This is a genomic window from Pseudomonas sp. NFIX49 (assembly GCF_900115915.1).
Lineage (GTDB): Bacteria > Pseudomonadota > Gammaproteobacteria > Pseudomonadales > Pseudomonadaceae > Aquipseudomonas > Aquipseudomonas pharyngis.
The window spans coordinates 694,176-718,683 of sequence record NZ_FOYE01000001.1 but is presented as its reverse complement, the minus strand read 5'-3'; the positions used below and the strand labels follow the sequence as shown (position 1 = coordinate 718,683).

Genomic DNA, 24,508 nt, shown 5'->3' with positions numbered 1-24,508 from the left:
GTTGACCATTCCAGGCCCCGGGGCTTGCGCGGAGCGCAAATGTTGCACGATCACCGGCGGCATTGCCATTGATTAGTACCCGCTGCCGGACACTTTCATTCAAGGCACAGCGCGGCGGGACAGGTACAAACAGCGCGGGCGAATTGTCTTGGAGACTTTGTGAAAATTTCGTTCAACGCATATCCGGAAACACAATAAACCTGCAAAACAAAACGCCCCGAGTTCTTCGGGGCGTTTACAGATGAACGCGATGTTTACTTCTCGGCGCGTTCTTTCAAGGCTTTCAGGGTATTGAACGGTGCGTCGACCACAAACTTGTTGGCGATCATGGAAGGCACGCTGCCGCCCGGCTCGGTGTGAACCTGATAGGTCACTTCAACCTGATCGCCCTTTGGCACGAACTTCCAGAAGCCTTTGACCTGAGCGACCCGCACAAAGCCCTTTTCGTCAGGCAGGTATTTCGGCACGCCTTCCAGATTACGGGTCAGGCTGCCATCGGCACCTTCAACGGTGGTGACATGCAGGATGGAGTCGCGCGGGGTAACCGGCCATGGCGTATTGAACTGGGTGTAGGTCCAGCTCTGGTCGCCTTCGTGCTTGAGCAGTTTCTGGGTCTTGCACTCGTGAATCCAGGCGCACGCACCGGAAACGTCTTCCTGCAAGGCGCGCAGTTTGGCGATGGTGGTCTTCATCATGGTCACGCCCTGATAAGACTTGTAGTCCGAACCCGGCACTTCGCTCAGAGAGACCTTGATGCCGTCCTCGTTCTTGGCGACTTTCCAGTCTTCAGCCTGGGCGGCCGAGGTGGCCAGCACGGCAGTCAAACCACACAACACAGCGATACGATGCAGCGAACCCATAGTCTTATTCCTTATTGTTGAAGTTCCGTTCGTTTGACACATCACGCCGCCGTCATCTGCTCCCACCAGCCGAGCAGTCTGATCGCGTCTTCCTGGCTGCTGCCGCAGACTTCGGGATCGGCCTTGAATCCTGAACAGACCGCCGGGCGTTCCGGTCGGCCGAAAATGTTGCACAGGTTATCGACCGACAACTGCACGCAGCGTTCACCGGCAGGTTTGCCATCGGGCATGCCTGGAATCGGTGAACTGATGGAAGGGGCAATGCAGCAGGCGCCACAGCCTTCACGGCATTTCATGACGACGCGTTCCTCGCAGCGGGCAATGTGTTAAAGGGACGCGGAACAGGGTAACCGCTTAAACGGCTGTTTTAAATTGCCTGAACCGGGGTTTTTACGCAGAAACGAAAGTGACTGACCAGTCTCCGACAAAGCGTCTGGTCTGCGGGTCACCGATGGGGAAGATTTATTGCTTGAACTCGAAATCCAGTGCTGCACCTTCGACTTCCCGGCGCTCCTCATTGCGCAGTTGCAGCTGCATTTCGTTGCTGAGCAAACGGCCGTTCAGCTGGAACCCGCTGTTCTTGTCGCCGAACATCTGCGGCAGGATCGGCTCACGCTTGGGCAGCGTCACGGAACCGGGAGGCTTCAATTCCTGAACCATGTCTTTCGGCAGGCTCAAATCGAGCTTCGCAGGCGGCAGCGGCGTCTTGGCCACCTCCTTCGCCGATTTCGACTTGGAGGCTACCGGGGCGCGCTTCTTGGCGGGAGCAGCCTTTTTCTGCGGTGTTTTTTTCGCTGGAACGGTTTTCTTGGCCGTGACCGGTTTTTTTGCCGTGGCAGTCGCCGGCGTCTTTTCCTGAGCCGCCGCCATGGCGCCAGGGACCTGACCCATCATCAGCAGGCAGAGCACAACCCAGGCGGCAGAAAATTTCGCTTTCATGAACCCAACGAAGCTAACGGCAGAGGGCCATATGCTCGCCTGTTGGACGTCACATGACAAGCTCCGCCATTGTTTCAAAATCCGCCGGCCATCTCCTGGCAGAGCTGCGTTGCCAACATGCCGAGGGTCATCAGCGCCCGTTCCGCCTCGCGATTCCACGGGATGCCGCAGTTCAACCGGATGCAGTGGTTGAATTGCTCGGTGTTGCTGAAGATCAACCCCGGCGCAATGCTGATGCCCTGTTGCAGCGCCCGCACGTGCAATTCCTGGGTGTTGACCCGTCCCGGCAGGCTGACCCACAGAATGAATCCGCCGGTCGGCCGGGTCATCTGTGTGCCTTCGGGAAAGTGCTGCTGAACCGCCAGCTGGAATGCGCTGAGATTTTTCCGGTATTCCTGGCGGATGTACCGTAAATGCCGGTCATAGCCGCCGTTTTCCAGGTAGGCCGCGATAGCCATTTGGGTGACGCTGCACGCGGAATGGGTGCTGAAAGTCTGCAAGCGCTGGATTTCCTGCTGGTACTTGCCGGCGATCATCCAGCCGATGCGCACACCGGGCGATAACGTCTTGGAGAAACTCGAGCAATAGATCACCCGGTCGAGCCGGTCGTAGGCCTTGAGCGACTTGGTGCGGCCCTGCTCGAACATCAACTCGCCGTAGATGTCGTCTTCGACGATCTGGATATCGAAGTCCGAAGCCAGGCGCAGCAGTTGTTTCTGCCGCTCTTCGGGCATGGTGCCGCCGAGTGGATTGCTCAGGCGCGTGGTCAGCACCAGCGCCTTGATCGACCATTGGTTCGCCGCCAGTTGCAGGGCTTCGAGGCTCATGCCGGTGGCGGGGTCGCTGGGGATCTCGATGACCTTCAAGCCCAGCAGATCCGCCAGTTGCAGCAGTCCGTAATAGGTCGGTGACTCGGCGGCGATCAGGTCGCCGGGGCGAGTCAGCACCCGCAACGACATCTGCAATGCATCGACGCAACCGTGGGTGATCACCACTTCCGAGGGATCAACCACCACGCCTGCATCGCGCATGCGGATCGCCACCTGCCGGCGCAGCGGCTCGAAACCGGGGCTGAACATGTAGCTGAACGCCCTGGGACTGTGAAACCGGGTGACCTTGGCCAACTGCTGATGCAGGGCGCGCACCGGCAAATAATCGACACTCGGCACCGCCGCACCCAGCGGGAACACGCCTTCACGACGGGATTCGACCAATACTTGCTGAATGATGCTGCTGCGGGTGACAAGGCCTGGCCGTTCCACCCGGGCAATGTCCGGTGTGGGCGCGGTCAGTGCGGGAGTCTGGTGCACGTAGTAGCCGGACTGCGGTCGCGCGCGGATCAGGCCCTGATCCTCGAGATTGGCGTAAGCCTGCAACACCGTGGCATGGCTGACGTTGAGCTGCGAACTCATCTTGCGCACCGAAGGCACGCGCTCGCCCGGTTGATAGACGCCACGGCGGATATCTTCGGCCAGCTGTTGAGCAATACGTTGGTAGAGCAAGAGATTGGTCATGACGCAGCACTCGATTTCACGGGCGTTTTATTCTTGTGTGAAACAATACCGGAACAGTTTGGAAGTGTACTGGGACAGTTGCCATATTAGTCAACCATACAGTGCTGTGTCGGTTAAATCTGTACTGCTTTGTGAGGTAATCGACAGACGTAAAAAAGCCCGGTGCTGCCTGACAGCCCGGGCTTTCCAGTAACGCCACCCTCAGCGGGCGGCGCCGAGCTGGCCTTTTTCGTCGGAGAACACGATTTCCACTCGACGGTTCTGCGCACGCCCACGTTCGGAAGCATTGGCGTCCACCGGGTATTCGTCGCCGTAACCTTCGACCTGAATGCGTTTTTCGTCGATGCCCAGGTCCGTCAACACGTCGGCCACCGACTGTGCGCGGTCGCGGGAAAGCTTGAGGTTTTCCTGCTTGCCGCCGGTGCTGTCGGTGTAGCCCTCGATGCGCACGACGCGTTTCGGGTTCAGTTGCAGAAACTGTACGATCTTCAGTACCACGCGGTTCGCCGAGTTTTTCAGTTCGGCCTCACCGGTGTCGAACAGCACGTCACCCAGGGTCATCACCAGACCACGGTCGGTTTGGGTAGTGGCCAGTGCAACGATCTGTTCTTCCAGCCATTTGCCCTGCTGTTGCACACTCAGCAGCTTGGACTCGCGCAGGGCCAGTTGCAGGCGCTGGCGTTCAAGTTCCAGTTTCGCTGCCCGCTCTTCGTTGAGGACCTGGTTGGTGTGCTCACGGGCGATTTCGCTGTAGCGCTGACTCAGGTAGGCGTAATGCACCACGTCCGAGCCGCTGCCCCAGTACGTCGACAGACGATCGGCACGGGCCAGGGATTCACCGGCGCGGATCACGTCTTTCGGCGCGATACGCAGCACGTTGGAATCTTCCTTGACCTTCTGGAAGTCGGCGCTGGCCTGCTGCAATGCCGATTCGCTGTGCTGACCGGCGCAGCCGTAAAGGCTGGCGCAACCGGCGAGGATCAAAGTGCCCAGGGCTTTGGACTTCAGGCTCATTGGGCATCCCCCAGTTGCTTGCGCAGTCGGACGATGCGGGTGTTGAGCACGTTCACTTGTTCTTCGCTCTTCTGAGTCAGGACTTTGGCTTCCGCCAGGCGCGCGTCGAGTTCGGCCTGTTCGAAGCGCATCCGCGCATTCTTGTAAGACTCACCCGCCATGCTGCCTTTGGCCCGGTTGAACTTGTCCTCGGCCAGTTTCATTTCCGGCACGTCTTCGGCGGTGGCGCCCACGGCTTTGGCTTGCTCAAGGGCCTGCTCGGTCAGGCGCATTTGTTCGTTGGGTGCCGGATCGCTGGCGCAACCGGCCAGGACCAGAACGGCCATGGCCGCGAAAAGAAGTCGATTACTCACTAAGAATCCCTACTGTTTTGGGGCGCTGACAGGTGGTTGCGGCGGCTGTTGCTGCTGCGCCTTCCAGCGCTCGATGTTGCGTTGCAGCGCGGCTTCCGTCAGGCCGGACGCGGGCAATTCTGTCATCTTTTTGGCCAGCTGTCCGCGCAACCACGGATCGTTGCAGGCCGAGTTGTGCGAAACCGCCAGGAACAGACCGGGGCGGTCGATGGGTTGTTCAAAAGCCAGCAGATCATTGGCCATGCCCAGTGCCTGCGCGGCCGCCATGCCTGAGTAGCGACCGGCGAGTACATATTCCACCTCGCCCAGCAGAAGTTTCTGAAACGCCTGTGTCAGGTTTGCCGTACGGGTCAGGGTCAATTGCTGCTCGGCGAAAGTGCCGAATGCCGGGGTCATTCGAGACTTTTCCGACAAGCCTCCGGTATGCCCGTGCAGGTCCTTGGCTTCGCTGTAAACCAGCGTCGAGCCCTTGCGTGTCCACACCAGGTAATCGTTTTCCAGCAACGGCGGGTGAATGTAGTCGAGGTTTTCCAGCTCATTGAAGGTCAGCGGCGCGTCGGCCAGCATGTCCATACGTCCGCTGCGCACTTCGTCGAGGGCCTGGGAACGCTTGCCGGCGTACAGCAGATCGACTTTGATCCCCAGCTCCTGGGCCACTTGCTTCAGCAGATCGGCACTGGCACCCATCAGTTGTTTGGGGTTCTGCGGATCCTGCCAGAGGTATGGCGGCGCATCCGGGCTGCCGGTGACAACCAGCCGCTCGCACTTGCCCGCCGCCACTGACAAGCCCGGCAACAATGCCAGCCCCAGCAACCACGAGCAGCTCAACCGACGATGCAGATCCATGGCGAAACGCTCCCACTCAAATCCCGGACAAAAAAAAAGCCCGACCAAAAGGTCGGGCTCTTTATAAGTGAAGCAGCCGGATTAGACCAGCTTCTCCAGCTCGGGTACGGCTTCGAACAGATCCGCCACCAGGCCGTAATCGGCCACCTGGAAGATCGGCGCTTCTTCGTCCTTATTGATCGCAACGATCACTTTGGAGTCTTTCATGCCGGCCAGGTGCTGGATCGCGCCGGAGATACCGACCGCGATGTACAGCTGTGGCGCAACGATCTTGCCGGTCTGACCGACCTGCATGTCGTTCGGTACGAAACCTGCGTCGACCGCGGCGCGGGAAGCACCGACGGCAGCGCCCAGCTTGTCGGCCAGGGCGTACAGGTGTTTGAAGTTGTCGCCGTTCTGCATGCCGCGGCCGCCGGAAACGACGATCTTGGCAGCGGTCAGCTCAGGACGATCGGACTTGGCCAGCTCTTCGCTGACGAAGCTGGAAGTGCCGGCGTTGTGAGCAGCGGCAACCGATTCAACGGTAGCCGAACCTCCTTCAGCGGCGACCGGGTCGAAACCGGTGGCACGCACGGTGATCACTTTGATCGCAGCGGTCGATTGCACGGTAGCGATGGCGTTACCGGCGTAGATCGGGCGCTTGAAGGTGTCAGCGCTTTCTACCGAGATGATCTCGGAGATCTGGTCAACGTCCAGCTGGGCAGCAACGCGCGGCAGGATGTTTTTGCCGTTGGAAGTAGCGGCAGCCAGGATGTGGCTGTAGCCAGCTCCCAGTTCGGCCACCAGCGGAGCAACGTTTTCCGGCAACTGATGCGCGTAAGCGGCATTATCAGCATTCAGGACTTTGCTCACGCCCGCGATTTTCGCAGCGGCTTCAGCCACGGCGCCAGCGCCCTGGCCGGCAACCAGAACGTGGATGTCGCCGCCGATTTTGGCAGCGGCAGCCACGGTGTTCAGGGTGGCCGGAGCCAGCACCTTGTTGTCGTGTTCGGCGATTACCAAGATAGTCATGATCAGATTACCTTCGCTTCGTTTTTCAGTTTCTCGACCAGTTCAGCCACCGACTTGACCTTGATGCCCGCGCTGCGTGCAGCCGGCGCTTCGACTTTCAGGGTCTTGTTGGTGGAGGCGGTGGAAACGCCCAAAGCGTCCGGAGTCAGCGTCTCGAGAGGCTTCTTCTTGGCTTTCATGATGTTTGGCAGGGACGCGTAGCGCGGCTCGTTCAAACGCAGGTCGGTGGTGACGATCGCCGGCAGTTTCAGCGAAACGGTCTGCGCGCCGCCGTCGATTTCGCGGGTCACGGCAACGCTGTCGCCGGAGACTTCGACTTTCGAGGCGAAAGTGCCCTGACCGTAGCCGCTCAGTGCAGCGAGCATCTGGCCGGTCTGGTTGTTGTCGCTGTCGATGGCCTGTTTGCCCAGGATCACCAGCTGAGGCTGTTCCTTGTCGACCACGGCCTTGAGCAGCTTGGCCACGGCCAGGGAAGTCAGGTCTTCAGCGGATTCGACGAGGATGGCGCGGTCGGCACCCAGAGCCAGTGCGGTACGCAGCTGTTCCTGAGCGGTGGACGGGCCGATGGAGACGACGACGATTTCAGTCGCAACGCCTTTTTCTTTCAGGCGTACGGCTTCTTCCACTGCGATTTCGCAGAACGGGTTCATCGACATCTTGACGTTGGCGAGGTCTACGCCGGAATTGTCCGCCTTGACGCGAACCTTGACGTTGTAATCCACAACGCGTTTGACAGCTACAAGAACCTTCATGGATTCCTCGTTACTCTCCGGTGAAAAGAAAGTCGCCTAGGCGAACCTGGCGGTTGATGCTCATCGGGCACAAGGGCACCTCTAAAAACGCCGGCTGAGCGGGATGACCGTTCGTCAGTCGTGACCGACGAGTCATGCCGCTTCGCGGTGTGTAAACTGCGCGCCGAACCTGCGCTGCGCATCACCGGTTACCGCCTACGCCCTGTCTTTAGAGGTGCTCTTGAAACCACCATTCAGCCTACGGCGAGCGCAAAACCGCCCGTATCTTGACCGGAACGCCCATTCTGGTCAATACGCCAAAATGCCCTGTCATAAGCCGCGCTTCTTTGATTTCTCTGGGCTGGAGCCGATTCAAACAAACGTTTGTATTGGACGCTCAGAGTGGTGTAGATATAATGCGCCGCCTAGAGAGAAAGGTGGTTTGCCCATTATTACCCTTGACGTTAACGTAAAGGCAATAACGGATACGACACCGAACCTCCAAATTAGAAAAAAAACTGTTGAGCCTTGAGTAGGAGATAGCCTGTGGAACGCGAATACATGGAATTCGACGTGGTCATCGTCGGTGCCGGCCCCGCTGGCCTGTCCGCCGCCTGCCGTCTGAAGCAGAAGGCCGCCGAAGCCGGTAAGGAAATCAGCGTCTGCGTGGTCGAAAAAGGCTCCGAAGTCGGCGCACACATCCTGTCCGGTGCCGTATTCGAACCACGGGCCCTGAACGAACTGTTCCCGGACTGGAAAGAACTCGGCGCCCCGCTGAACACGCCCGTCACCCGCGATGACATCTTCGTGCTGAAAAACGCCGAAAGCGCGCAAAAAATCCCTGATTTCTTTGTGCCCAAGACCATGCACAACGAAGGCAACTACATTATTTCCCTCGGCAACCTGTGCCGCTGGCTCGCTCAGCAGGCCGAGAACCTGGGCGTGGAAATCTACCCGGGCTTCGCCGCTCAGGAAGCGCTGATCGATGAAAACGGCGTGGTACGCGGGATCATCACCGGCGACCTCGGTGTCGACCGCGAAGGTCATCCGAAAGAAGGCCTGTACACTCCGGGCATGGAATTGCGTGGCAAATACACGCTGTTCGCCGAAGGTTGCCGTGGCCATATCGGCAAGCAACTGATCAAGCGCTATAACCTGGACAGCGAAGCCGACGCCCAGCACTACGGCATCGGCCTGAAGGAAATCTGGGAAATCGACCCGGCCAAACACCAGCCAGGCCTGGTGGTCCACACCGCCGGTTGGCCGATGGACATCATGGGCACCGAGAACACCGGCGGCTCCTTCCTCTATCACCTGGAAAACAACCAGGTGGTGGTCGGTCTGATCGTCGATCTTTCCTACAGCAACACCTACCTGTCGCCATTCGACGAATTCCAGCGCCTCAAGCATCACCCGGTGCTCAAGCAATATCTGGAAGGCGGCAAGCGCATCAGCTACGGCGCGCGCGCGATCTGCAAGGGTGGCCTGAACTCGCTGCCGAAAATGGTCTTCAAGGGCGGCGCGTTGATCGGTTGTGACCTTGGCACCCTGAACTTCGCCAAGATCAAGGGCAGCCACACCGCGATGAAGTCCGGCATGCTCGCCGCTGAATCCGTGGCCGACGCGCTGTTCGCAGAAAAGGACGGCACCGAAGAACTGACCACCTACGTCGACGCCTTCAAGAAGAGCTGGCTCTACGAGGAGCTGTTCGCCAGCCGCAACTTCGGCCCGGCGATCCACAAGTTCGGCGCCATCGTCGGCGGCGGTTTCAACTGGCTGGACCAGAACATCTTCGGCGGCAAACTGCCGTTCACCCTGCACGACACCAAGCCGGACTACGCCTGCCTCAAGCTCGCGGCCGACTGCAAGAAGATCGACTACCCGAAACCCGACGGCAAGATCAGTTTCGACAAGTTGAGCTCGGTGTTCATCTCCGGTACCAACCATGAAGAAGAACAGCCGTGCCACCTGAAGCTGACCGACCCGAGCATTCCGCTGGCGAAGAACCTGCCGCTGTACGACGAACCGGCGCAGCGCTATTGCCCGGCCGGCGTGTATGAAGTGATCACCAAGGAAGACGGCGAGAAACGCTTCCAGATCAACGCCCAGAACTGCGTGCACTGCAAGACCTGTGATATCAAGGACCCTTCGCAGAACATCACCTGGGTTGCGCCGGAAGGCGCCGGCGGCCCGACCTACCCGAACATGTAAGTCGAATCGCTGAACATCAAGGCTCCCGAAAAGGGGGCCTTTTTGTTGCCCGCGATTTGTCGGGAATCATGCCGCGCGCTCATCTCCCGGACTGCGTTCGAAATAACGTTTGTACTCGCGGCTGAACTGCGACGTGCTCTGATACCCCACCCGATGCGCCACCTGCGCCACTCCCAGTCCTTCGGCGATCAACAACGTCTGCGCCTTCAACAAACGCAAACGCTTCAGATACTGCACCGGCGACAGCAACGTGCTGCGTTTGAAATGCTCATGAAAGGTCGACACGCTCATGTTCGCGCAACCGGCCAATGTCTCGACATTCAACGGCTCGGTGTAATGCGCATGCAGATGACTGATCGAAGCCGCCACCCTCGCAAATTGCCCCTGCTGCTCGACCAGCGCGCGCAGCACATCAGCCTGAGGTCCGCGCAACGCGACGAACAACAACTCCCGCACCCGCGCCGGGCCGAGAATCTGGCATTCCAGCGGATCGTGCAGACAACGTAGCAAGCGTTCGACACAACCACGCATGTCATCGTCGAGCACCACCGAGGTCATCGACTCCGGGGTCTGCGCCGGAATATGCCGCCCTGGCGCCAGCCCCATGGCCAGCACCAGTTCACCGAGCAGCACCCGGTCGATCGCCACCGATACGCCGAGCAACGGCGCATCCGGCAACGCATAGGTCTCGCACTCGAACGGCACCGGCAAGGCCTGAATCAGGTAATGCCCGGCGCCGTACTCCATGGTGCGCGGCCCCAGATACGCCAGTTTGCTGCCCTGGGCGATGATCATCAGGCTCGGCTCATAAATGTGCGGGCCACGGGCGACGTCGCAACTGGCGCGCAACACCTGCACGCCCGGCAGCCCGGTCTGGCTGTAACCATCGCGCAGCGCCAGCGGTTCGATCAGCGAAACCAGGGTAGCGTTGGCATCAAGGTGACGGGTCAATTGCATCGGGTGGCTCTTCAGAAAAAATCATGGAAAAAGGGATAAAAGCATCATCGCAGATCCTTTTGCCAATGCGACCGATCAACCCCGCATGCCGGAGGATTAGGCATGACACCCGGAGGAATCGCCATGGCCGGACAAGCGTACGGCGCCCAGAATGCGCCGCCTCACTTGTCACTGCTTTTGCGAGGTTTCACATGTACACCGCCATCGGCTATGCCGCTCAAACGGCCACCACGCCCCTCGCCCCGATGAAGTTCGAACGCCGCAGCCCTCGGGCCGACGACGTCGCCATCGAAATCCTGTACTGCGGCGTCTGCCACTCCGACATCCACCAGGCGCGCAACGAATGGGGCATCGCCGTTTACCCGTTGATGCCCGGCCACGAGATCGTCGGAAAAGTCACCGCCGTCGGTGCGAATGTCACTAAACACAAGGTAGGCGATCTGGTTGGCGTCGGTTGCATGGTCGACTCCTGCCGCACCTGCGAAGCCTGCCAGTCGAACCTCGAGCAATACTGCCTCGAAGGCCCGACCATGACCTATGCCACCCCGGACCGGGTCGATGGAACAAACACCATGGGCGGTTATTCGGACAGCATCGTGGTCAGCGAACACTTCGTGGTGCGCATTCCCGAGAAGCTGAACCTGGCGGCCGCTGCACCGATTCTCTGCGCCGGCATCACCACCTACTCGCCGCTCAAGCACTACGGCGTGAAGGCCGGCGACAAGGTCGGGATTCTCGGCATGGGCGGCCTCGGCCACATGGGCATCAAGTTCGCCAAGGCCATGGGCGCCGAAGTGACGCTGTTCACCCGTTCGGCAAGCAAGGCCGAGGAAGGTCGTCGTCAGGGCGCCGATCACGTGATCGTCTCCACCGACGAAGAGCAGATGAAAGCCGCTGCCGGTCGTTTCGACTTCCTGCTCGACACGATTCCGGTGCAGCACGATCTGAATCCGTACCTCGACACCCTGCGCTTCGACGGTGTGCACATACTGGTGGGGCTGATCGAACCGATCGATCCGCCGGTCCACGCCGCCAAGTTGGTATTGGGTCGCCGGGTACTGGCCGGCTCGTTGATCGGTGGCGTTGCCGAAACCCAGGAAGTCCTGGATTTCTGCGCTGAGCACAACATCAGCTGCGACATCGAAATGCTCGACATCCGCCAGATCAACGAAGCCTACGCCCGCATGATCGCCGGTGATGTGAAGTATCGCTTCGTCATCGACATGGCGACTCTGAAGCTCTGATTCCTCAGACCTTCAAGCCAAGTTCTGCCGAGAGCCGGGCCGTGACCCCTTTGATCAGGGGAATCAGCTCGGCCATTTTTTCCAGCGGCATGTACGGCACGGTGCTGGCGATGCTGATCGCTGCGACGATGCGCTTGCTCGCGTCGCGGATCGGCGCCGCCACGCAGCGGATCGACGGTTCGTTGTCTTCCAGATCGAACGCGTAGCCGCCGGCCACGTACTCGGTCATCCGCTGCTCCATCTGCTCCCACGACTGCTGGGGATGCTGCGGCCAGAACTGACTTTTCCCACCCGCCGGCAGGCTGATGTCGTACAGGCGCTGCCAGTCCTGCGGCGCGTCATCCAGCATCAAGGCTTTGCCGATCCCGGTCCGCGCCAACGGCATGCGATGGCCGACCCGCGAACGCATTTCCGGACCGTTGCGCCCCGGATTCTTCAACAGGTACAGCACCTCGTCGCCTTCGCGAATCCCCAGGTGAACGGTGTCGCCGGTCAGCGCCGACAACTCGTCCAGATACGGCCCGGCCAGGGTCACCAGCGGCAATTCTTCACGCGCCTGAAAACCCAGTTCGATCAACTTCGGCCCCAGCAGATAACCGACTTGCGGCACGACGCGCAGGTAGCGCTCATCCACCAGACAACTGGCCAGACGATGGGTGGTGCTGCGCGTGGTACCGATCAGGCGGGCAATCTCTTTGAGATCACGGGCGCCACTGGCGACGGCCTGCACCACACCCAACCCGCGAAGCAGGGTCTGGGTGCCGGTCGGCGCGGCGTCCTTGGCGGTTTTTGGGGCGTCTTCCTGCATATCCAGCCTTTAGCGTTGAGCGAGGGAACGGGCGGCATTATGGTCGCCCGACATAGCCGACTACAACTTGATGCGCTCGACCTTGCCTACCAGCAGCACGTAGGACAAAGCACCGATCAATGCCAGAACCGCGATGTAGGTGATCGCCGGGGCGAACGAATCACCGCTGGCGAGGAAGCCGATGACAATCGGCGTGGCAATCGCCGACAGGTTGCCGATGAAGTTGAACACCCCGCCGGTCAGGCCCAGCAACCGCGCCGGCGCCAGTGTCGAAACCAGCGACCAGGTGATCGACGCCAGCCCGTTGCCGAAAAACGCCAGCGCCAGGAAGGCAATCACCAACGGCGTCGACTCGACGAAGTTGGCACCGATAATCGAGGTGGAAATCAACAGCCCGCCAATGATCGGCAACTTGCGCGCGAAGCCGACGGTGCAGCCGCGGCGAATCAGGAAGTCGGAAAAGAACCCGGAGCACAGCACGCCGATGAACGCGGCGAGAAATGGCAGTGACGCCAGCAGGCCGGACTTGATGAAGTCCATGCCGCGGTATTTCACCAGGTAGGTCGGGAACCACGTCAGGAAAAACCACAGCGTCGAGTTCAGGCAGAACTGGCCGAGGTAGATCCCCCACAGCTTGCGTTTACTGAGGACAATGCCGAGATCGGTCCAGCTGAATTTCGCCTTCACCTTGGCGGTTTCGGCGGCGATGTCCACCAACCCGCCGCCCTCGCGGATCAGGTCGATTTCCGCTTCGTTGGCGCCTTTGAAATCACGCGGTTCGCGATACACCGCGTACCAGATCGCCGCCCAGATGATGCCCACCGCGCCGGTCGCGACAAATACCATGTGCCAGCCAAATTCATGTTGCAGCCACGCCAGCACCGGGGTCAGGAACGCCAGCCCGACAAACTGCCCGGAGGTGTAGAACCCGATGGCCGTGGCCCGCTCACGCTCGGGGAACCAGGTCGTCACCACGCGGCTGTTGATCGGATACGCCGGCGCTTCCAGCGCACCGACCGCCATGCGCAGTACGAACAGCGCGATGAAACTGGCGGCGAAACCGAGCATCACCGTGGCCAGCGACCACAGCAACAGTGCGACGCTATAAAGGATGCGCGGCGGCACCCGGTCCACCAGCCAGCCGCCGGGGATTTGCATGGCGGCGTAAGTCCAGCCGAAGGCCGAGAAGATCAGCCCGACGTGCACCGGATCGATGCCCAGATCCGTCGTCAGTGCAGGGGCGGCAATCGACAGGTTGCTGCGGTCGAGGTAGTTGATGACCACGGTGATGAACAGCAACACCATGATGAAAAATCGCTTGCGGCTGGGCGTGACTAACGTCGCTTGCCCGGTGAGGGTTTGCGGTGGCATGGGGAGCGCCTCTTCTTATGTTTATTGAGGTCGAGGGTTGTTGGCGAGATCGTTCCCACGCTCCGCGTGGGAATGCAGCCCGGGACGCTCTGCGTCCCAAGAGCGGACGCAGAGCGTCCATTGAGGCATTCCCACGCGGAGCGTGGGAACGATCGCTTAGAAGGAAATCAGCGACTCACCACTCGGCAAAACTGCCATCGGCATGACGCCAGATCGGGTTGCGCCAGCGGTGGCCGACCGCCGCGCGTTCGATCACGTATTCCTCGTTGATCTCGATCCCCAGGCCCGGGCCGTTGGGGATCTTCACGAAGCCTTTGTCGTAATCGAACACCCGTGGATCCTTCACATAGTCGAGCAGGTCATTGCTCTCGTTGTAATGGATGCCCAGGCTCTGCTCCTGGATAAACGCGTTGTAACAAGCGGCGTCCAGTTGCAGACACGCCGCCAGTGCAATCGGCCCCAGCGGGCAGTGCAGTGCCAGCGCCACGTCGTAGGCTTCGGCCATGTTGGCGATTTTGCGAGTCTCGGTGATGCCACCGGCGTGGGACGCATCCGGCTGGATGATGTCGACGTAACCTTCGCTCAACACACGTTTAAAGTCCCACCGCGAAAACAGCCGCTCGCCGAGGGCAATCGGGGTGCTGGTCAGCGGTGCCAGTTCTTTCAGCGCTTCATAGTTTTCGCTGAGCACCGGCTCTTCGATGAACATCAGTTTGTACGGGTCGAGTTCCTTCATCAGGACCTTGGCCATCGGTTTGTGCACCCGGCCATGGAAGTCGACACCGATGCCGACGTTCGGCCCCACCGCATCGCGCACGGCGGCAACGTTGGCCAGCGCCAGATCGACTTTTTCGAAGGTATCGAGAAACTGCAGCTCCTCGGTGCCGTTCATTTTCACCGCTGTAAAACCACGACCCACCGCTTCTTTCGCCGCCCGCGCAGTGTCCGCCGGACGGTCGCCGCCGATCCACGAATACACACGGATCTTGTCCCGCACCTGACCGCCGAGCAGATCGCTGACCGACACGCCCAGCGCCTTGCCCTTGATATCCCACAGCGCCTGATCGATGCCGGCCAGCGCGCTCATATGGATCGCGCCGCCCCGGTAGAAGCCGCCGCGGTACAGCACGGTCCAGATGTCTTCGATATTGCGTGGGTCTTTGCCGATCAGGTAGTCGGACAATTCCTCGACCGCTGCAGCAACCGTGTGGGCCCGGCCCTCGACCACGGGCTCGCCCCAACCGGTCACGCCCTCGTCGGTTTCGACTTTCAGGAAGCACCAGCGCGGCGGGACGATGAAGGTGGTGAGTTTGGTGATTTTCATCTGCTTGTCTCTCTTGTTAGATGCAGCGCACGCAGCGCCGGAAAAGTCTTAGCGAAGGGCTTTCCAGGCCGCCACGTAGGCCTTGGCATTGGCCGCCACTTGCTCAGTCGTCATGCCCGGCTTGAACAGCCCAGACCCGAGGCCGAAGCCTTTGACGCCAGCGTCGATGAATGCCTGCATGTTCTCCGGGGTAATGCCGCCGACCGGGGCCAGAATCGTCCCGACCGGCAACACCGCCAGCCAGGCTTTCACCACTGCCGGGCCCATCTGTTCGGCCGGGAACAGCTTGAGAATGTCCGCCCCCTCCTCCAGCGCCGCAAAGGCTTCGGTCGGCGTGGCGACGCCCGGCGACAGGTACAGCCCCGCCGCTTTCGCGGCCCGCAGCACCTTGGCATCGCTGTGGGGCATGACGATCACCTGGCCGCCGGCCTCTTTCACCCGTTCGACCTGTTCCGGGGTCAGCACCGTGCCGGCACCGATCAGGCAATCGGCAGGCAAGGTCTTACGCAGGATACGAATGCTTTCGTACGGCGCGGGGGAATTGAGCGGTACTTCGATGACGCGAAATCCGGCCGCGTACAGGACTTCTCCGACAGATGCGGCTTCCTGCGGATGCAGGCCGCGCAGGATCGCGATCAGACCGTTTTGCGCCAGTGCTTGCTTGAGCATGTCAGGCCTCCAGTCAGGGTTAACGGGATGAGGAATCGATCAGTCCGGCGGCGAGCGCCAGTTGCCACAGACCACGCTCGGTGGCTTGCTCGGCCAGGGTCACCCGGGCGAAACCGCAGGCGTCGAGGGCCCGGCTGTAACGGGCGCACAACTGCGCGTTGCCGATGAGGATGATCGAAGGAAGATGTTTGCTGTTGCGCCGGCGTCGTTGCACGGCGGCCAATGCTGTCAGCTCGTGGCCGATCAGCAGGCCGGACAGATAGTCCGGTTGCGCGGTGGCGCTGAGTTCGCCGGTCAGGCCCAGGCTCCGGGCGCTGAACAGGGTCGACAGCACGCCGATCTCGCCCTCCGCCGATAACGCCACCTGCACGCCGCGCTCGAAGGCATCGGCGTCGAACGTCGCGCTGTGCTGTTGGGTACGGCCGAGAATGCTGTGCTCGCTGAGCACGGCGAACACTTCGCCGGTCATGAAGGTGTCGAAGCGGGTGATGCAGCCATCGGCCACTTCCACCCATTTCGAATGACTGCCGGGCAGGCCGATCAGCAGATCATTGCCCGCCTCGACCGGCAGATTCTGCAGGACGCCGAGGACTTGGGTTTCCTCGCCGCGCATCACGTTCGGCAGCGTCGAGCGCTGAATCACACCCGGCACGATGTGCACATCGACACCGCGAAGACTGCGTACGGTTTGCAGGGATTTTCCGAGATCGGCGACGTTGGCCGGCGTATCGCGGTAGGACGCTTCGCGCCAGCCCTGGGCGCTGCCAACCATGCCGCAGGCAATCACCGGCAAGCCGAGTTGCCCGTCGAGCCAGTCGCCGCACGCCTCGTCGAACGCCAGTTCAAAACCCTCGGCGCATTCGCGACCGTTGATGACCCGTGGCGTCTTCGGCAACTGCATGATCCCGAACGACAGCGAGCGCTGCGCCAGCACCTGCCCGCCCACAGCGAGTTTGTAAGCACGTAGTGAGGTCGTCCCCCAATCGAGCGCGATCAATTGCGCCAGCATCGCTTCACCTGTTTTGTTATTGGCAGTGAGTGAGCTGGACTATAGACCTCTCAGGCTGGAAATCTCAATATGTAATTTTGCATCCCATATTTTGGGATTCGAATTCCTAAAAAATCGGACAGCTCGCTGAGCAGCAATCGCAGCCCGTTTAAAATTTATCGATCTCTCTTAATAGATCTGCCGTTGGAACCTTCATGTCCTCCGACAAATATATTTTATAGGAGTAGGAATTAATTCTGACCTTACAGACAATAGACTCTCGGCCCACTAATAAAGACCTCAATGCCTCACCCGCAATGATTTTTTCACTGGTATCGTTTTTTCTTTCGAAAAATAAAACATCCGCTCTGAATACCGGCCCGGCACTTGAAATTTCAGGCTCGATAAAACCCTCTCCATATCTACCCGCAGAGTGAGGTGCCGAAAAATCAAAATCGCCCTCAAAAGAGCACAGCAGCGTCTGGCTTATTCTTGATTTGAAAAGATTGACAACATCAACATCGGACGAGAAACGCACCTGATAAATGCCCCTATCCAAATAACGTTCAACACCAACGTATTGTAAATGAGCAATGGGCTTATCATGATTCATCGCACAGGAAGTGCAAAGCAAGAAAGCCATGCATAAAATTATATTACGCACATTTCCGTCCTTTAAAATGAGTAACAACAACCTGCATCAAAGCGTCTCTGGCCGATATCCCACTTTGCAGGGCTGATGTGTAGATAACCCAGGCATCGGCGTGATTCACATTCACTCGACCGTTCATATTGGGCCCATTTTTCATATCCCATTGCTCTCCAAAATCGGCTACGAGATCGGAAAAATTCCAGTCTTTGGCATCGGCTCTGACGTTAACCCAATATTCCGCCTTCGGCTTCGGCTCTTGACGGTAGATGTTAGAAACCCCCCACACGATTTTTCCTTCGCCAACCGGATCGAGTGTAACCAGACACGGAATTCGATACCCCTTATCAGTCAATACAGCTGACAGGTGCGCACCATTCCATCCGCCCAAGCTATGCCCAATGATATATACAGGCGTGGTCACATCAGTAATTTTCTCCAACACATTCTTTTTCAGATCATCATCACTAATAAAATAGTTATAACCAATATGGTGGGCGTCATAATTATCAGAACAAATACCCTCAGCCTCCATATCCCTGAAAAACACCTTCATGACGTCAGCAACGTTATTATTGGGGCCTGTGCCGTAATAACTTTCTTTATCACCCGCACCACCCACAAAAAACAGAACAATCTTTTTGGGAGTGATCGTGGCCTGCTTGACTGTTCCGTCCGTTTTGCAGGTCAGATCGTGGGTCACGACCAGTCTTTTACACCCTTTCAGAGCAGGATTTTCAGCGGTCATATATTCCTACTCCACGAACAGCTTGATCGACTCAGGCAAATGCGAACTCACCGTATGGGTGAAGCCCGCGTCATTGGTTACGCCGTGCTCCACGCTCCCATCAGCGCGTTGAATCGCGTAAGGGTGATTTGGCATAGGCTCACCAGTAATTTCGTTAATCACCTGCATCCGATCATTGAAATGCACCGGCATCGGCAGCAACCCACTAAACGCAGCCCCTCCCCCGCTCTGGCCAATAATCACCGTCCCCGACCCACCGACCACGACATTGCCATGTCCACCGGTGCTGTCGAGCATCGCCGCATTCAGGCCGTTGATGAAGACCGTGGCGGAAACACCGCCGGTAATCGGGCTGCCGCACGCCGATTTATCGGTCATGCGCGCAGCGGGGAGTCCGTCGAAGAACACGTCCGGCGAACCAGAGACGATCGGGTTGTTGCCGTGGCCCGGCAGTGGGCAGGCGGTTGGGTCGGTGACGCGTGCAGCGGGTTTACCACTCAATTCAAAGCTCCTTGCTTCAGAGGTTTCGGATGAGGCTGATAGAGGTCGACGTCGGTCGCGGCGAAACGCCAGCGGTTGTCGACCGAATCAAACAGCGCGTGACAATGCTCGCGGCTGTTCGGGGGGGTGAGGGTTTGCAGTTGTTGCCAGGCTTCGTCGGCAAACCAGTTCAACTCGGCAGTTGTGGCGTCATCGAGTTGGTTGAGCCAGGTGTTGTAGCCGGTCAGTCGATGCTGGTCGTAGGTGGTTTGCAGCAGCTCGGCCATTTGCGGGCCGAAATCCAGATAGCGCTCGGCTGTCCAGCGGCCGGTTTCCGAGTAGACATACCAGCCCATCGGCGACAGCACGCCTTGGTGGAAAATCGATTGCCCCGCAGGCGCGACAAAACCGCAGCATACGTGCAGGGTCAGCCAGCCTTGATGGGCATCGATGAATCCGTTCGGATCGAACGTGCGCAGCGGTATCACCCGGTAGTTTTCGTAGCCCGCACTGCGTGTCATCAGCTCGGCATCGAGGCGCGAGACAAACGCACGGATGGCTGTGCCCCCCAAGCGGTTGACGGTGCAGAGGATGTCCACCGGTTGGCGGTTCGGGTTGTCGCTTGAGCCGAGGTTTTTGATCAGGCCATACAGGCGGATCGACGCCCGTAGTCCGCTCATCGCCGGTCACTCGTTGACGCAGCGAAGGCTCCACGGGCGTGGAGAAAGAGTGCCAGAGGCATTGCAGGTGTCGTCCGTGAGCGCGCAAAAATGGCGCGTAGAATGCCGGACCAGAGCGGTTTGGACAATCGAATCAGCAATCAGATTGCCACTATTTGTTCAGCCCTCGGCAAACTCGCGCAACACCTTGCCATCCATGCGGTAACGCACCCACTCTTCCTGCGGCTGGGCGCCGAGGGATTTGTAGAATTCGATGGCCGGGGTGTTCCAGTCCAGCACGCTCCATTCGAAGCGGCCGCAGTCGTTGGCGCAGGCGATTTTCGCGAGGTGGCGCAGCAGGGTTTTGCCGGCGCCACCGCCCCGTTGTTCCGGGGTGATGTAGAGGTCTTCGAGGTACAGGCAGTTGCTGCCCAGCCAGGTCGAATAGCTGAAGAAGAACACCGCAAAACCGATTGGCAAGCCGTCGCGCAGGCAAATCAGGCCATGGGCCGTGGCGCCTTCGCTGAACAGGCTGCGCTCGATGTCGGCGACGCTGGCGATGACTTCGTGACGGGCCTTTTCGAAGTCTGCAAGTTCAGTGATGAACGCGAGGATTTGCGGTGCATCGCTGGGGGTCGCCGGGCGGATTTCGATCGTCATGGACGGGCCTTGTCGGAAAAAGGAAAACGCCATACTAAGGCGGCGCGCGACGCTCGTCACATGGCAAAGCAAGCACTACCCTCCCACAGGGATTTTCGACTGGTCTGAAGGATTTTCATGAACGCATTCGAACCACTGGCCTCACTCGCCGCCGAACTGCTGCCCCACGCACTGGAACCGTCGGAAGACGGCGCTCATGATCTGTCGCATCTGCAACGGGTCTGGCACAACGCGCGCACCTTGCAGGCCGACGAAGGCGGCGACCTTGAAGTGCTGCTCGCGGCCGTGCTGCTGCACGATTGTGTGGCGGTGGAAAAGAACTCGCCGCTGCGCTCACAGGCATCGCGTCTGGCCGCGGAAAAAGCCTCGAAGGTGCTGGCGAACATGCATTGGCCCGAAGCCAAAATCGACGCCGTCACCCACGCCATCGAGGCCCACAGCTTTTCCGCCAACATCACCCCGCTTACCCTCGAAGCGCGACTGGTGCAGGACGCCGACCGTCTCGACTCCCTCGGCATGCTCGGCGTTGCCCGCACCTTCTACACGGCCGGACGGATGGGCAGCGCGCTGTATGACCCGCACGATCCCGAGGCCCGGGAAAGGGACTACGACGACAAGAGATTCTGCCTCGACCATTTCCAGACCAAACTGCTGCACCTTGCCGACGGTTTCCACACCGTTGCCGGTCAACGTCTGGCACAGCTCCGTCATCGACGCTTGAAAGGTTTCATGGAGCAATTCAAGGAAGAGATCGGCCTCGAAAGCACTCAGCCCTTCTGAACCGTTCGTCGATCATCAGGCACCAATCTTTCACGAGGGCAGACCAAAAGGAGGTAAGGATTTCAATCACTGGAGACACCCTATGATCTCGTCAAGGTTGACTGCACTTGTATTCGCTACCCTCCTCAGCCCGGCGGTATTCGCCGCCTCGACCACCGCTGCCGGTACCGGGCCGACCGATCCGGTTACCCAGCCAAGAGCTCCCGCCATCAACAGTGCCCCCGGTATGAATACCGACGGTTCGGGTGTACCGCTGATCAATCAGCCACCCGCGACGGGAACCGATCCTCGCACCCAGGGCAGCGATCCCGGTCGCCAGGGCGGCATGAACACCCCCGACGCTCCGGCCGCCCCCGACAACGCCGGTCCCGGCGTCGGCTCGAAAACCACCACGGGTGGTTCGGGCTCTGAAGGCGCAGGACAGTGATCCGTGCTTCATCCACGCAACGTGTCTGATCCACTTCCCTGAAGAGGTAACCATGAACGTCGATAAAAACCTGGAAAAAGAAGTCCTCACCCGCCTGTTGCATGCCCACCCGAGCGGCCTCGGCAAAGAGGTTCTGGACAATTATCGCGGCGAGAAAGTCGTGGCCAGTGCCCTCGCCGCCCTGCAGGAGCGTGGACTGATTCACCACGGACACATCACTTGCAATGAAGCGGGAGAGCATTCGCTGAATCTGCCGATCAAGCTCAGCGCTGCGGGTGTGGAAGCGGCGCGTAAACTCGATACCTGACGCTTGCGGTCACTGGCGCAGGCAGTGGTTGAATGCGCCGCCTGCGCCAGACCTCATGCAGAGATTCATCCAGCCACCAGGAGACTCGCCATGCCTCGTGGAAGCAAAGCCAAATACACTGAAGAACAGAAGCGCAAAGCCGAACACATCGAAGACAGCTATCAGAACAAAGGGATGTCCAAGGACGAAGCCGAGGCCCGCGCTTGGGCGACAGTGAACAAACAGTCCGGCGGCGGCGAGAAGGCCGGAGGTTCCGGGCGTCGGAAACCGGCCAGCGCCAAGGCCGAGGATCGCAAGGAATCAGCGCGGCGCGCGGCGGTGAGTCGTGAGGGACATTCGCGCGACAGCAAGGCTTCACGCGAAGTGCAGACGGTCGACAGCCTGCGCAAGGAGGCCCGGGAGCGGAAAATCCCCGGGCGTTCGTCGATGCGTAAAGATGAGTTGATTGCGGCGTTGCGCAGAGCCGGCTAGGTCCAGACTGGATGTAACGGATGAAGGCCTTATCGCTGGCAAGCCAGCGATTGCGATCGATCAGTCAGTGCATTTTTTGCTGATCAGCACATCAACCTCGGCCGTGCCAGGAGCGGTCGCCGGGCCCCAGCGAGTGACCGCTAACGCAGCCGCAGCGTTGGCGCGCCTTGCGGCTTCGTGAGCGGCCAGTCCTTGCGCCAGCCCGGCGACGAATACGCCGGCATGCGCATCGCCCGCGCCGTTGCTGTCAACTGCCTGCACCTTGAAACCCGGCACATGCTGACGCTCGCCGCGCTGATGAATCCAGCACCCCTGCGGGCCGTCGCGCACGACCATCAGCACTTTCTGTGGCAGGTGCACGGCCAAGCGGTCCAACGCGGTTTCGATGTCAGCCGCGCCCGTGAAACGCAGCGCCTCGACGCTGTTGCTGGTCCACACATCGATGCGCGGCAGCAACGCCTGCATCATCGGTGAGTCCGGCGATTCCACCAGCGGGCCCGGATCGAACACCACATTGATCGTCTTCGGCAGCGCCAGCGTCCAGTCCAGCAACGCCTGGGCCTTGCCGCTGTGCAGCAGGCTGTAGCCGCTGACGTAGACGTAGTCCCCCGCCTCGGCGGCAACGCTGTTCAGTTCCGCCGCCGTGACTTCACCTTCGGCGCCGATGTAGGAAATGAAACTGCGCTCGGCCGACGCATCGGTCAGCGCCACGCAGATGCCGGTGTCGCGTTCTGCAGGCTGTTCGATGCCGATACGGATGCCTTCGGCATTCATCGCCTGCCGCGCCAGATCACCGAAACGACCATTGCCGTGGCGACCCAGATAGACCACCGGCAAGCCGTTGCGCGCGGCGGCAGCCATCACATTGAAGCCGCCGCCGGCTTCGAAACTGGCGGACTGCGCCAGCACGTCGCCGCCGATCTGCGGCAGCGCATCCACGGCCATGACCAGGTCGATGATGACCTGGCCGGTGTGCAACATCTTAGGCATGAGCATTCTCGGATTGCGCAGCGCGGCGATCTCTTGCCCCGCCGAGTACAAAGTAAATGCCGCCGGCGACCACGAACGTCACGATCCAACCGAGGCCGTTGTGGCCCAGCCAGGAGTCGGACAGGAAACCCTTGAACCAGACATTTTCAGCCGTGGTGCCGATGGTGGTGAAACTGAAGCCCAGCACGATGGCGATCGCCCACGCGCCGAATGCGCGCCACTCGATGCCGCCGCTGTACCAGTAGGCGCTGCTCGGGCTGACGTCGAGCAGGTCTTTCGGGCTGTAGTAGTGACGGTGAATCAGGTCGACCACGAAGATCCCGACCCACGCAGTGATCGGCACTGCCAGCAGGGAAATGAAGGTAATGAACGGGCCGTAGAAACTGTCGGCGATCAGCATGAAGTAGATCGAACCGGCGAAGATCGCCACGATGTCGACCACCACCGCGTATACGCGCTTGACCTTCAGGCCGAGGGTCAGCGTGGTCAGACCGGCGGAGTACACCGACAGGTTGTTCGACAGCAGCAGGCCACCGAATGCAGTGATCAGGTACGGCACGGCCATCCAGGTCGGCAGCATGTCGCGGATCGCCACGATCGGATCAGTCGCCGATGCCAGGTCGTTGTTGCCCACCGAGAGCAGGCCGCCGAGGGTGATCAGCAGCACCAGCGGAATTCCCGCGCCGAACGCCGCCGAAGCCACCAGGCGCACGGCTTTGACGCTGCGATGCTGATAGCGCGACATGTCGGCGCCGGCATTCGCCCAGCCGATCCCGGTGCCGGCGGCCATGGTGCCGATGCCGATGATCATCGCGCTGATCGGCGCCGGCGTGGCGTTGAACACCGCGCTCCAGTCGATGGTCGCGCAGAGGAAGCCGCCGACCAGAATGTTCAGCGCGCCGAACACGTAGGTGGCCCACTTCTGGATCACCAGCAACGTGGCGTGGCCGAGGCCGGATACCGACAAGGTCAGCAGCACGAAAATCGCGATGAAGATCAGGGTCAGCACCGGCGCGCTTTTGGCTTCCACCGGCGAGCCGAACAGGATCGAGCACAACGACAGCAGCACAAACGCCGCCGTGGTGGTGTTGACGGTTTCCCAGCCCAGGCGCGACATCAGCGACACCAGCGTCGGGCCGATATTGCCGCGTACACCGAAGATTGCCCGCGACAAAGTCAGACTCGGCGCACGACCGCGACGGCCAGCAATCGAGATGATCCCCACCACCGCGAACGAACCGGCAGCGCCGAGAATGGCGACGATGATTGCCTGCCAGATCGCCAGGCCGCGAAACGCAACCAGCGTGGCGCCCAGCGGCAGGCCGAGGATGGAAATGTTGGCAGCAAACCAGACCCAGAACAGTTGCAGCGGATGGCCGTTGCACTCACCTTCCGGCACCGGTTCGATGCCCCGGGTTTCCAGTTGCCCGGCGCTTTGTCCGGCGGTCGATGAACTCATGAGAAATGCTCCTGTTTGCCTTTATTGTGATTGTGGCA

Annotated in this window: 28 protein-coding genes; 6 read left to right on the top strand and 22 right to left on the bottom strand. The window is 60.1% G+C overall.

All coding sequences use genetic code 11. The features are described from left to right. Nucleotides 1–254: 254 nt before the first annotated feature. The 9 genes from BMZ46_RS03330 to BMZ46_RS03290 form a co-directional block, all read right to left on the bottom strand. Nucleotides 255–860, bottom strand: a complete 606-nt coding sequence (locus BMZ46_RS03330) for an START domain-containing protein (protein WP_074688064.1) — start codon at nucleotides 858–860, stop codon at nucleotides 255–257. A 41-nt stretch (nucleotides 861–901) separates the two neighbouring features. Continuing rightward, entirely contained in the window at nucleotides 902–1,156 is a 255-nt protein-coding gene (locus BMZ46_RS03325) for a YkgJ family cysteine cluster protein (RefSeq protein WP_007950870.1), read from the bottom strand. A 166-nt stretch (nucleotides 1,157–1,322) separates the two neighbouring features. After that, nucleotides 1,323–1,799, bottom strand: coding sequence for a translation initiation factor 2 (locus BMZ46_RS03320; RefSeq protein WP_074688066.1), 477 nt, complete (start codon nucleotides 1,797–1,799; stop codon nucleotides 1,323–1,325). Nucleotides 1,800–1,873: 74 nt separating this feature from the next. Then, a complete protein-coding gene (locus BMZ46_RS03315) occupies nucleotides 1,874–3,313 on the bottom strand; it encodes an aminotransferase-like domain-containing protein (RefSeq protein WP_039770612.1) in 1,440 nt (479 codons plus the stop codon). A 201-nt stretch (nucleotides 3,314–3,514) separates the two neighbouring features. After that, the gene (locus BMZ46_RS03310; RefSeq protein WP_039770613.1) at nucleotides 3,515–4,327 is read right to left on the bottom strand and encodes an OmpA family protein; all 813 of its coding nucleotides are present in this window, start codon (nucleotides 4,325–4,327) and stop codon (nucleotides 3,515–3,517) included. Beyond that, nucleotides 4,324–4,680, bottom strand: coding sequence for a DUF4398 domain-containing protein (locus BMZ46_RS03305; protein WP_170844868.1), 357 nt, complete (start codon nucleotides 4,678–4,680; stop codon nucleotides 4,324–4,326). The genes BMZ46_RS03310 and BMZ46_RS03305 overlap by 4 nt, the downstream gene beginning before the upstream one ends. Nucleotides 4,681–4,689: 9 nt before the next feature. Further along, nucleotides 4,690–5,526, bottom strand: coding sequence for a substrate-binding periplasmic protein (locus BMZ46_RS03300; protein ID WP_074688068.1), 837 nt, complete (start codon nucleotides 5,524–5,526; stop codon nucleotides 4,690–4,692). Nucleotides 5,527–5,607: 81 nt separating this feature from the next. Next, nucleotides 5,608–6,537: an electron transfer flavoprotein subunit alpha/FixB family protein gene (locus BMZ46_RS03295; protein ID WP_074688070.1), complete on the bottom strand. Its 930-nt coding sequence runs from the start codon at nucleotides 6,535–6,537 to the stop codon at nucleotides 5,608–5,610. Nucleotides 6,538–6,539: 2 nt separating this feature from the next. Beyond that, entirely contained in the window at nucleotides 6,540–7,289 is a 750-nt protein-coding gene (locus BMZ46_RS03290) for an electron transfer flavoprotein subunit beta/FixA family protein (protein WP_007950859.1), read from the bottom strand. 525 nt (nucleotides 7,290–7,814) lie between these two features. Here BMZ46_RS03290 and BMZ46_RS03285 point away from each other — a divergent pair. After that, a complete protein-coding gene (locus tag BMZ46_RS03285; RefSeq protein WP_074688072.1) occupies nucleotides 7,815–9,479 on the top strand; it encodes an electron transfer flavoprotein-ubiquinone oxidoreductase in 1,665 nt (554 codons plus the stop codon). A gap of 66 nt (nucleotides 9,480–9,545) precedes the next feature. Here the strand turns inward: BMZ46_RS03285 and BMZ46_RS03280 are convergent, their stop codons facing one another. Continuing rightward, nucleotides 9,546–10,436, bottom strand: coding sequence for an AraC family transcriptional regulator (locus BMZ46_RS03280; protein ID WP_074688074.1), 891 nt, complete (start codon nucleotides 10,434–10,436; stop codon nucleotides 9,546–9,548). A gap of 191 nt (nucleotides 10,437–10,627) precedes the next feature. Between BMZ46_RS03280 and BMZ46_RS03275 the strand changes: the two genes are divergently transcribed. Then, the gene (locus tag BMZ46_RS03275; protein ID WP_039770621.1) at nucleotides 10,628–11,680 is read left to right on the top strand and encodes an NAD(P)-dependent alcohol dehydrogenase; all 1,053 of its coding nucleotides are present in this window, start codon (nucleotides 10,628–10,630) and stop codon (nucleotides 11,678–11,680) included. Nucleotides 11,681–11,684: 4 nt separating this feature from the next. On the opposite strand, the gene BMZ46_RS03270 is transcribed toward BMZ46_RS03275, so the two are convergent. The 10 genes from BMZ46_RS03270 to BMZ46_RS03230 form a co-directional block, all read right to left on the bottom strand. After that, on the bottom strand, nucleotides 11,685–12,488 hold the full coding sequence (locus tag BMZ46_RS03270) for an IclR family transcriptional regulator (RefSeq protein WP_039770626.1): 804 nt from the start codon (nucleotides 12,486–12,488) through the stop codon (nucleotides 11,685–11,687). Nucleotides 12,489–12,548: 60 nt separating this feature from the next. Then, nucleotides 12,549–13,859 (bottom strand): MFS transporter, encoded by a 1,311-nt coding sequence (locus BMZ46_RS03265; RefSeq protein ID WP_074688076.1) that lies wholly within the window; start codon nucleotides 13,857–13,859, stop codon nucleotides 12,549–12,551. Between the two features lie 175 nt (nucleotides 13,860–14,034). After that, nucleotides 14,035–15,183, bottom strand: coding sequence for a galactonate dehydratase (gene dgoD, locus BMZ46_RS03260; RefSeq protein WP_007950849.1), 1,149 nt, complete (start codon nucleotides 15,181–15,183; stop codon nucleotides 14,035–14,037). A gap of 48 nt (nucleotides 15,184–15,231) precedes the next feature. After that, nucleotides 15,232–15,852 carry a 2-dehydro-3-deoxy-6-phosphogalactonate aldolase gene (locus tag BMZ46_RS03255; RefSeq protein WP_039770628.1) on the bottom strand — a complete coding sequence of 207 codons (621 nt, stop codon included), beginning with the start codon at nucleotides 15,850–15,852 and terminating at the stop codon, nucleotides 15,232–15,234. Nucleotides 15,853–15,871: 19 nt separating this feature from the next. Continuing rightward, entirely contained in the window at nucleotides 15,872–16,861 is a 990-nt protein-coding gene (locus BMZ46_RS03250) for a 2-dehydro-3-deoxygalactonokinase (RefSeq protein ID WP_074688077.1), read from the bottom strand. A 148-nt stretch (nucleotides 16,862–17,009) separates the two neighbouring features. Then, nucleotides 17,010–17,504: a hypothetical protein gene (locus tag BMZ46_RS28965; RefSeq protein ID WP_074688079.1), complete on the bottom strand. Its 495-nt coding sequence runs from the start codon at nucleotides 17,502–17,504 to the stop codon at nucleotides 17,010–17,012. Continuing rightward, complete coding sequence (locus BMZ46_RS03245; protein WP_074688081.1) at nucleotides 17,497–18,237, bottom strand: alpha/beta hydrolase family protein; 741 nt, start codon at nucleotides 18,235–18,237, stop codon at nucleotides 17,497–17,499. Before BMZ46_RS03245 ends, BMZ46_RS28965 begins: the two co-directional genes overlap by 8 nt. 6 nt (nucleotides 18,238–18,243) lie before the next feature. Then, a complete protein-coding gene (locus tag BMZ46_RS03240; protein ID WP_074688083.1) occupies nucleotides 18,244–18,738 on the bottom strand; it encodes a PAAR domain-containing protein in 495 nt (164 codons plus the stop codon). Continuing rightward, a complete protein-coding gene (locus BMZ46_RS03235) occupies nucleotides 18,735–19,397 on the bottom strand; it encodes a hypothetical protein (RefSeq protein WP_074688085.1) in 663 nt (220 codons plus the stop codon). Before BMZ46_RS03235 ends, BMZ46_RS03240 begins: the two co-directional genes overlap by 4 nt. Before the next feature lie 159 nt (nucleotides 19,398–19,556). Further along, on the bottom strand, nucleotides 19,557–20,036 hold the full coding sequence (locus BMZ46_RS03230; RefSeq protein WP_041475599.1) for a GNAT family N-acetyltransferase: 480 nt from the start codon (nucleotides 20,034–20,036) through the stop codon (nucleotides 19,557–19,559). 117 nt (nucleotides 20,037–20,153) lie between these two features. Between BMZ46_RS03230 and BMZ46_RS03225 the strand changes: the two genes are divergently transcribed. The 4 genes from BMZ46_RS03225 (at nucleotide 20,154) to BMZ46_RS03210 (ending at nucleotide 22,021) form a co-directional block, all read left to right on the top strand. Further along, nucleotides 20,154–20,816, top strand: coding sequence for an HD domain-containing protein (locus BMZ46_RS03225; RefSeq protein ID WP_092163853.1), 663 nt, complete (start codon nucleotides 20,154–20,156; stop codon nucleotides 20,814–20,816). Nucleotides 20,817–20,898: 82 nt separating this feature from the next. Continuing rightward, nucleotides 20,899–21,243 (top strand): hypothetical protein, encoded by a 345-nt coding sequence (locus BMZ46_RS03220; protein WP_039770633.1) that lies wholly within the window; start codon nucleotides 20,899–20,901, stop codon nucleotides 21,241–21,243. A 52-nt stretch (nucleotides 21,244–21,295) separates the two neighbouring features. Beyond that, the gene (locus BMZ46_RS03215) at nucleotides 21,296–21,550 is read left to right on the top strand and encodes a hypothetical protein (protein WP_011335416.1); all 255 of its coding nucleotides are present in this window, start codon (nucleotides 21,296–21,298) and stop codon (nucleotides 21,548–21,550) included. Between the two features lie 90 nt (nucleotides 21,551–21,640). Then, nucleotides 21,641–22,021: a Rho termination factor N-terminal domain-containing protein gene (locus tag BMZ46_RS03210; RefSeq protein ID WP_074688089.1), complete on the top strand. Its 381-nt coding sequence runs from the start codon at nucleotides 21,641–21,643 to the stop codon at nucleotides 22,019–22,021. 60 nt (nucleotides 22,022–22,081) lie between these two features. Here BMZ46_RS03210 and BMZ46_RS03205 read toward each other — a convergent pair whose 3' ends face one another. Both BMZ46_RS03205 and BMZ46_RS03200 read right to left on the bottom strand, forming a co-directional pair. After that, entirely contained in the window at nucleotides 22,082–23,011 is a 930-nt protein-coding gene (locus tag BMZ46_RS03205) for a PfkB family carbohydrate kinase (RefSeq protein WP_074688514.1), read from the bottom strand. Further along, the gene (locus tag BMZ46_RS03200) at nucleotides 23,004–24,470 is read right to left on the bottom strand and encodes a purine-cytosine permease family protein (protein WP_074688091.1); all 1,467 of its coding nucleotides are present in this window, start codon (nucleotides 24,468–24,470) and stop codon (nucleotides 23,004–23,006) included. Before BMZ46_RS03200 ends, BMZ46_RS03205 begins: the two co-directional genes overlap by 8 nt. Nucleotides 24,471–24,508: the final 38 nt, after the last annotated feature.

Excerpts from the sequence above, each read along its gene's own strand:
- BMZ46_RS03330 (WP_074688064.1), bottom strand. The coding sequence starts at position 860 with ATGGGTTCGCTGCATCGTATCGCTGTGTTGTGTGGTTTGACTGCCGTG.
- BMZ46_RS03325 (WP_007950870.1), bottom strand. The coding sequence starts at position 1,156 with ATGAAATGCCGTGAAGGCTGTGGCGCCTGCTGCATTGCCCCTTCCATC.
- BMZ46_RS03320 (WP_074688066.1), bottom strand. The coding sequence starts at position 1,799 with ATGAAAGCGAAATTTTCTGCCGCCTGGGTTGTGCTCTGCCTGCTGATG.
- BMZ46_RS03315 (WP_039770612.1), bottom strand. The coding sequence starts at position 3,313 with ATGACCAATCTCTTGCTCTACCAACGTATTGCTCAACAGCTGGCCGAA.
- BMZ46_RS03310 (WP_039770613.1), bottom strand. The coding sequence starts at position 4,327 with ATGAGCCTGAAGTCCAAAGCCCTGGGCACTTTGATCCTCGCCGGTTGC.
- BMZ46_RS03300 (WP_074688068.1), bottom strand. The coding sequence starts at position 5,526 with ATGGATCTGCATCGTCGGTTGAGCTGCTCGTGGTTGCTGGGGCTGGCA.
- BMZ46_RS03295 (WP_074688070.1), bottom strand. The coding sequence starts at position 6,537 with ATGACTATCTTGGTAATCGCCGAACACGACAACAAGGTGCTGGCTCCG.
- BMZ46_RS03290 (WP_007950859.1), bottom strand. The coding sequence starts at position 7,289 with ATGAAGGTTCTTGTAGCTGTCAAACGCGTTGTGGATTACAACGTCAAG.
- BMZ46_RS03280 (WP_074688074.1), bottom strand. The coding sequence starts at position 10,436 with ATGCAATTGACCCGTCACCTTGATGCCAACGCTACCCTGGTTTCGCTG.
- BMZ46_RS03275 (WP_039770621.1), top strand. The coding sequence starts at position 10,628 with ATGTACACCGCCATCGGCTATGCCGCTCAAACGGCCACCACGCCCCTC.
- BMZ46_RS03270 (WP_039770626.1), bottom strand. The coding sequence starts at position 12,488 with ATGCAGGAAGACGCCCCAAAAACCGCCAAGGACGCCGCGCCGACCGGC.
- BMZ46_RS03265 (WP_074688076.1), bottom strand. The coding sequence starts at position 13,859 with ATGCCACCGCAAACCCTCACCGGGCAAGCGACGTTAGTCACGCCCAGC.
- dgoD (WP_007950849.1), bottom strand. The coding sequence starts at position 15,183 with ATGAAAATCACCAAACTCACCACCTTCATCGTCCCGCCGCGCTGGTGC.
- BMZ46_RS03255 (WP_039770628.1), bottom strand. The coding sequence starts at position 15,852 with ATGCTCAAGCAAGCACTGGCGCAAAACGGTCTGATCGCGATCCTGCGC.
- BMZ46_RS03250 (WP_074688077.1), bottom strand. The coding sequence starts at position 16,861 with ATGCTGGCGCAATTGATCGCGCTCGATTGGGGGACGACCTCACTACGT.
- BMZ46_RS03245 (WP_074688081.1), bottom strand. The coding sequence starts at position 18,237 with ATGACCGCTGAAAATCCTGCTCTGAAAGGGTGTAAAAGACTGGTCGTG.
- BMZ46_RS03235 (WP_074688085.1), bottom strand. The coding sequence starts at position 19,397 with ATGAGCGGACTACGGGCGTCGATCCGCCTGTATGGCCTGATCAAAAAC.
- BMZ46_RS03230 (WP_041475599.1), bottom strand. The coding sequence starts at position 20,036 with ATGACGATCGAAATCCGCCCGGCGACCCCCAGCGATGCACCGCAAATC.
- BMZ46_RS03225 (WP_092163853.1), top strand. The coding sequence starts at position 20,154 with ATGAACGCATTCGAACCACTGGCCTCACTCGCCGCCGAACTGCTGCCC.
- BMZ46_RS03220 (WP_039770633.1), top strand. The coding sequence starts at position 20,899 with ATGATCTCGTCAAGGTTGACTGCACTTGTATTCGCTACCCTCCTCAGC.
- BMZ46_RS03215 (WP_011335416.1), top strand. The coding sequence starts at position 21,296 with ATGAACGTCGATAAAAACCTGGAAAAAGAAGTCCTCACCCGCCTGTTG.
- BMZ46_RS03210 (WP_074688089.1), top strand. The coding sequence starts at position 21,641 with ATGCCTCGTGGAAGCAAAGCCAAATACACTGAAGAACAGAAGCGCAAA.
- BMZ46_RS03205 (WP_074688514.1), bottom strand. The coding sequence starts at position 23,011 with ATGCCTAAGATGTTGCACACCGGCCAGGTCATCATCGACCTGGTCATG.
- BMZ46_RS03200 (WP_074688091.1), bottom strand. The coding sequence starts at position 24,470 with ATGAGTTCATCGACCGCCGGACAAAGCGCCGGGCAACTGGAAACCCGG.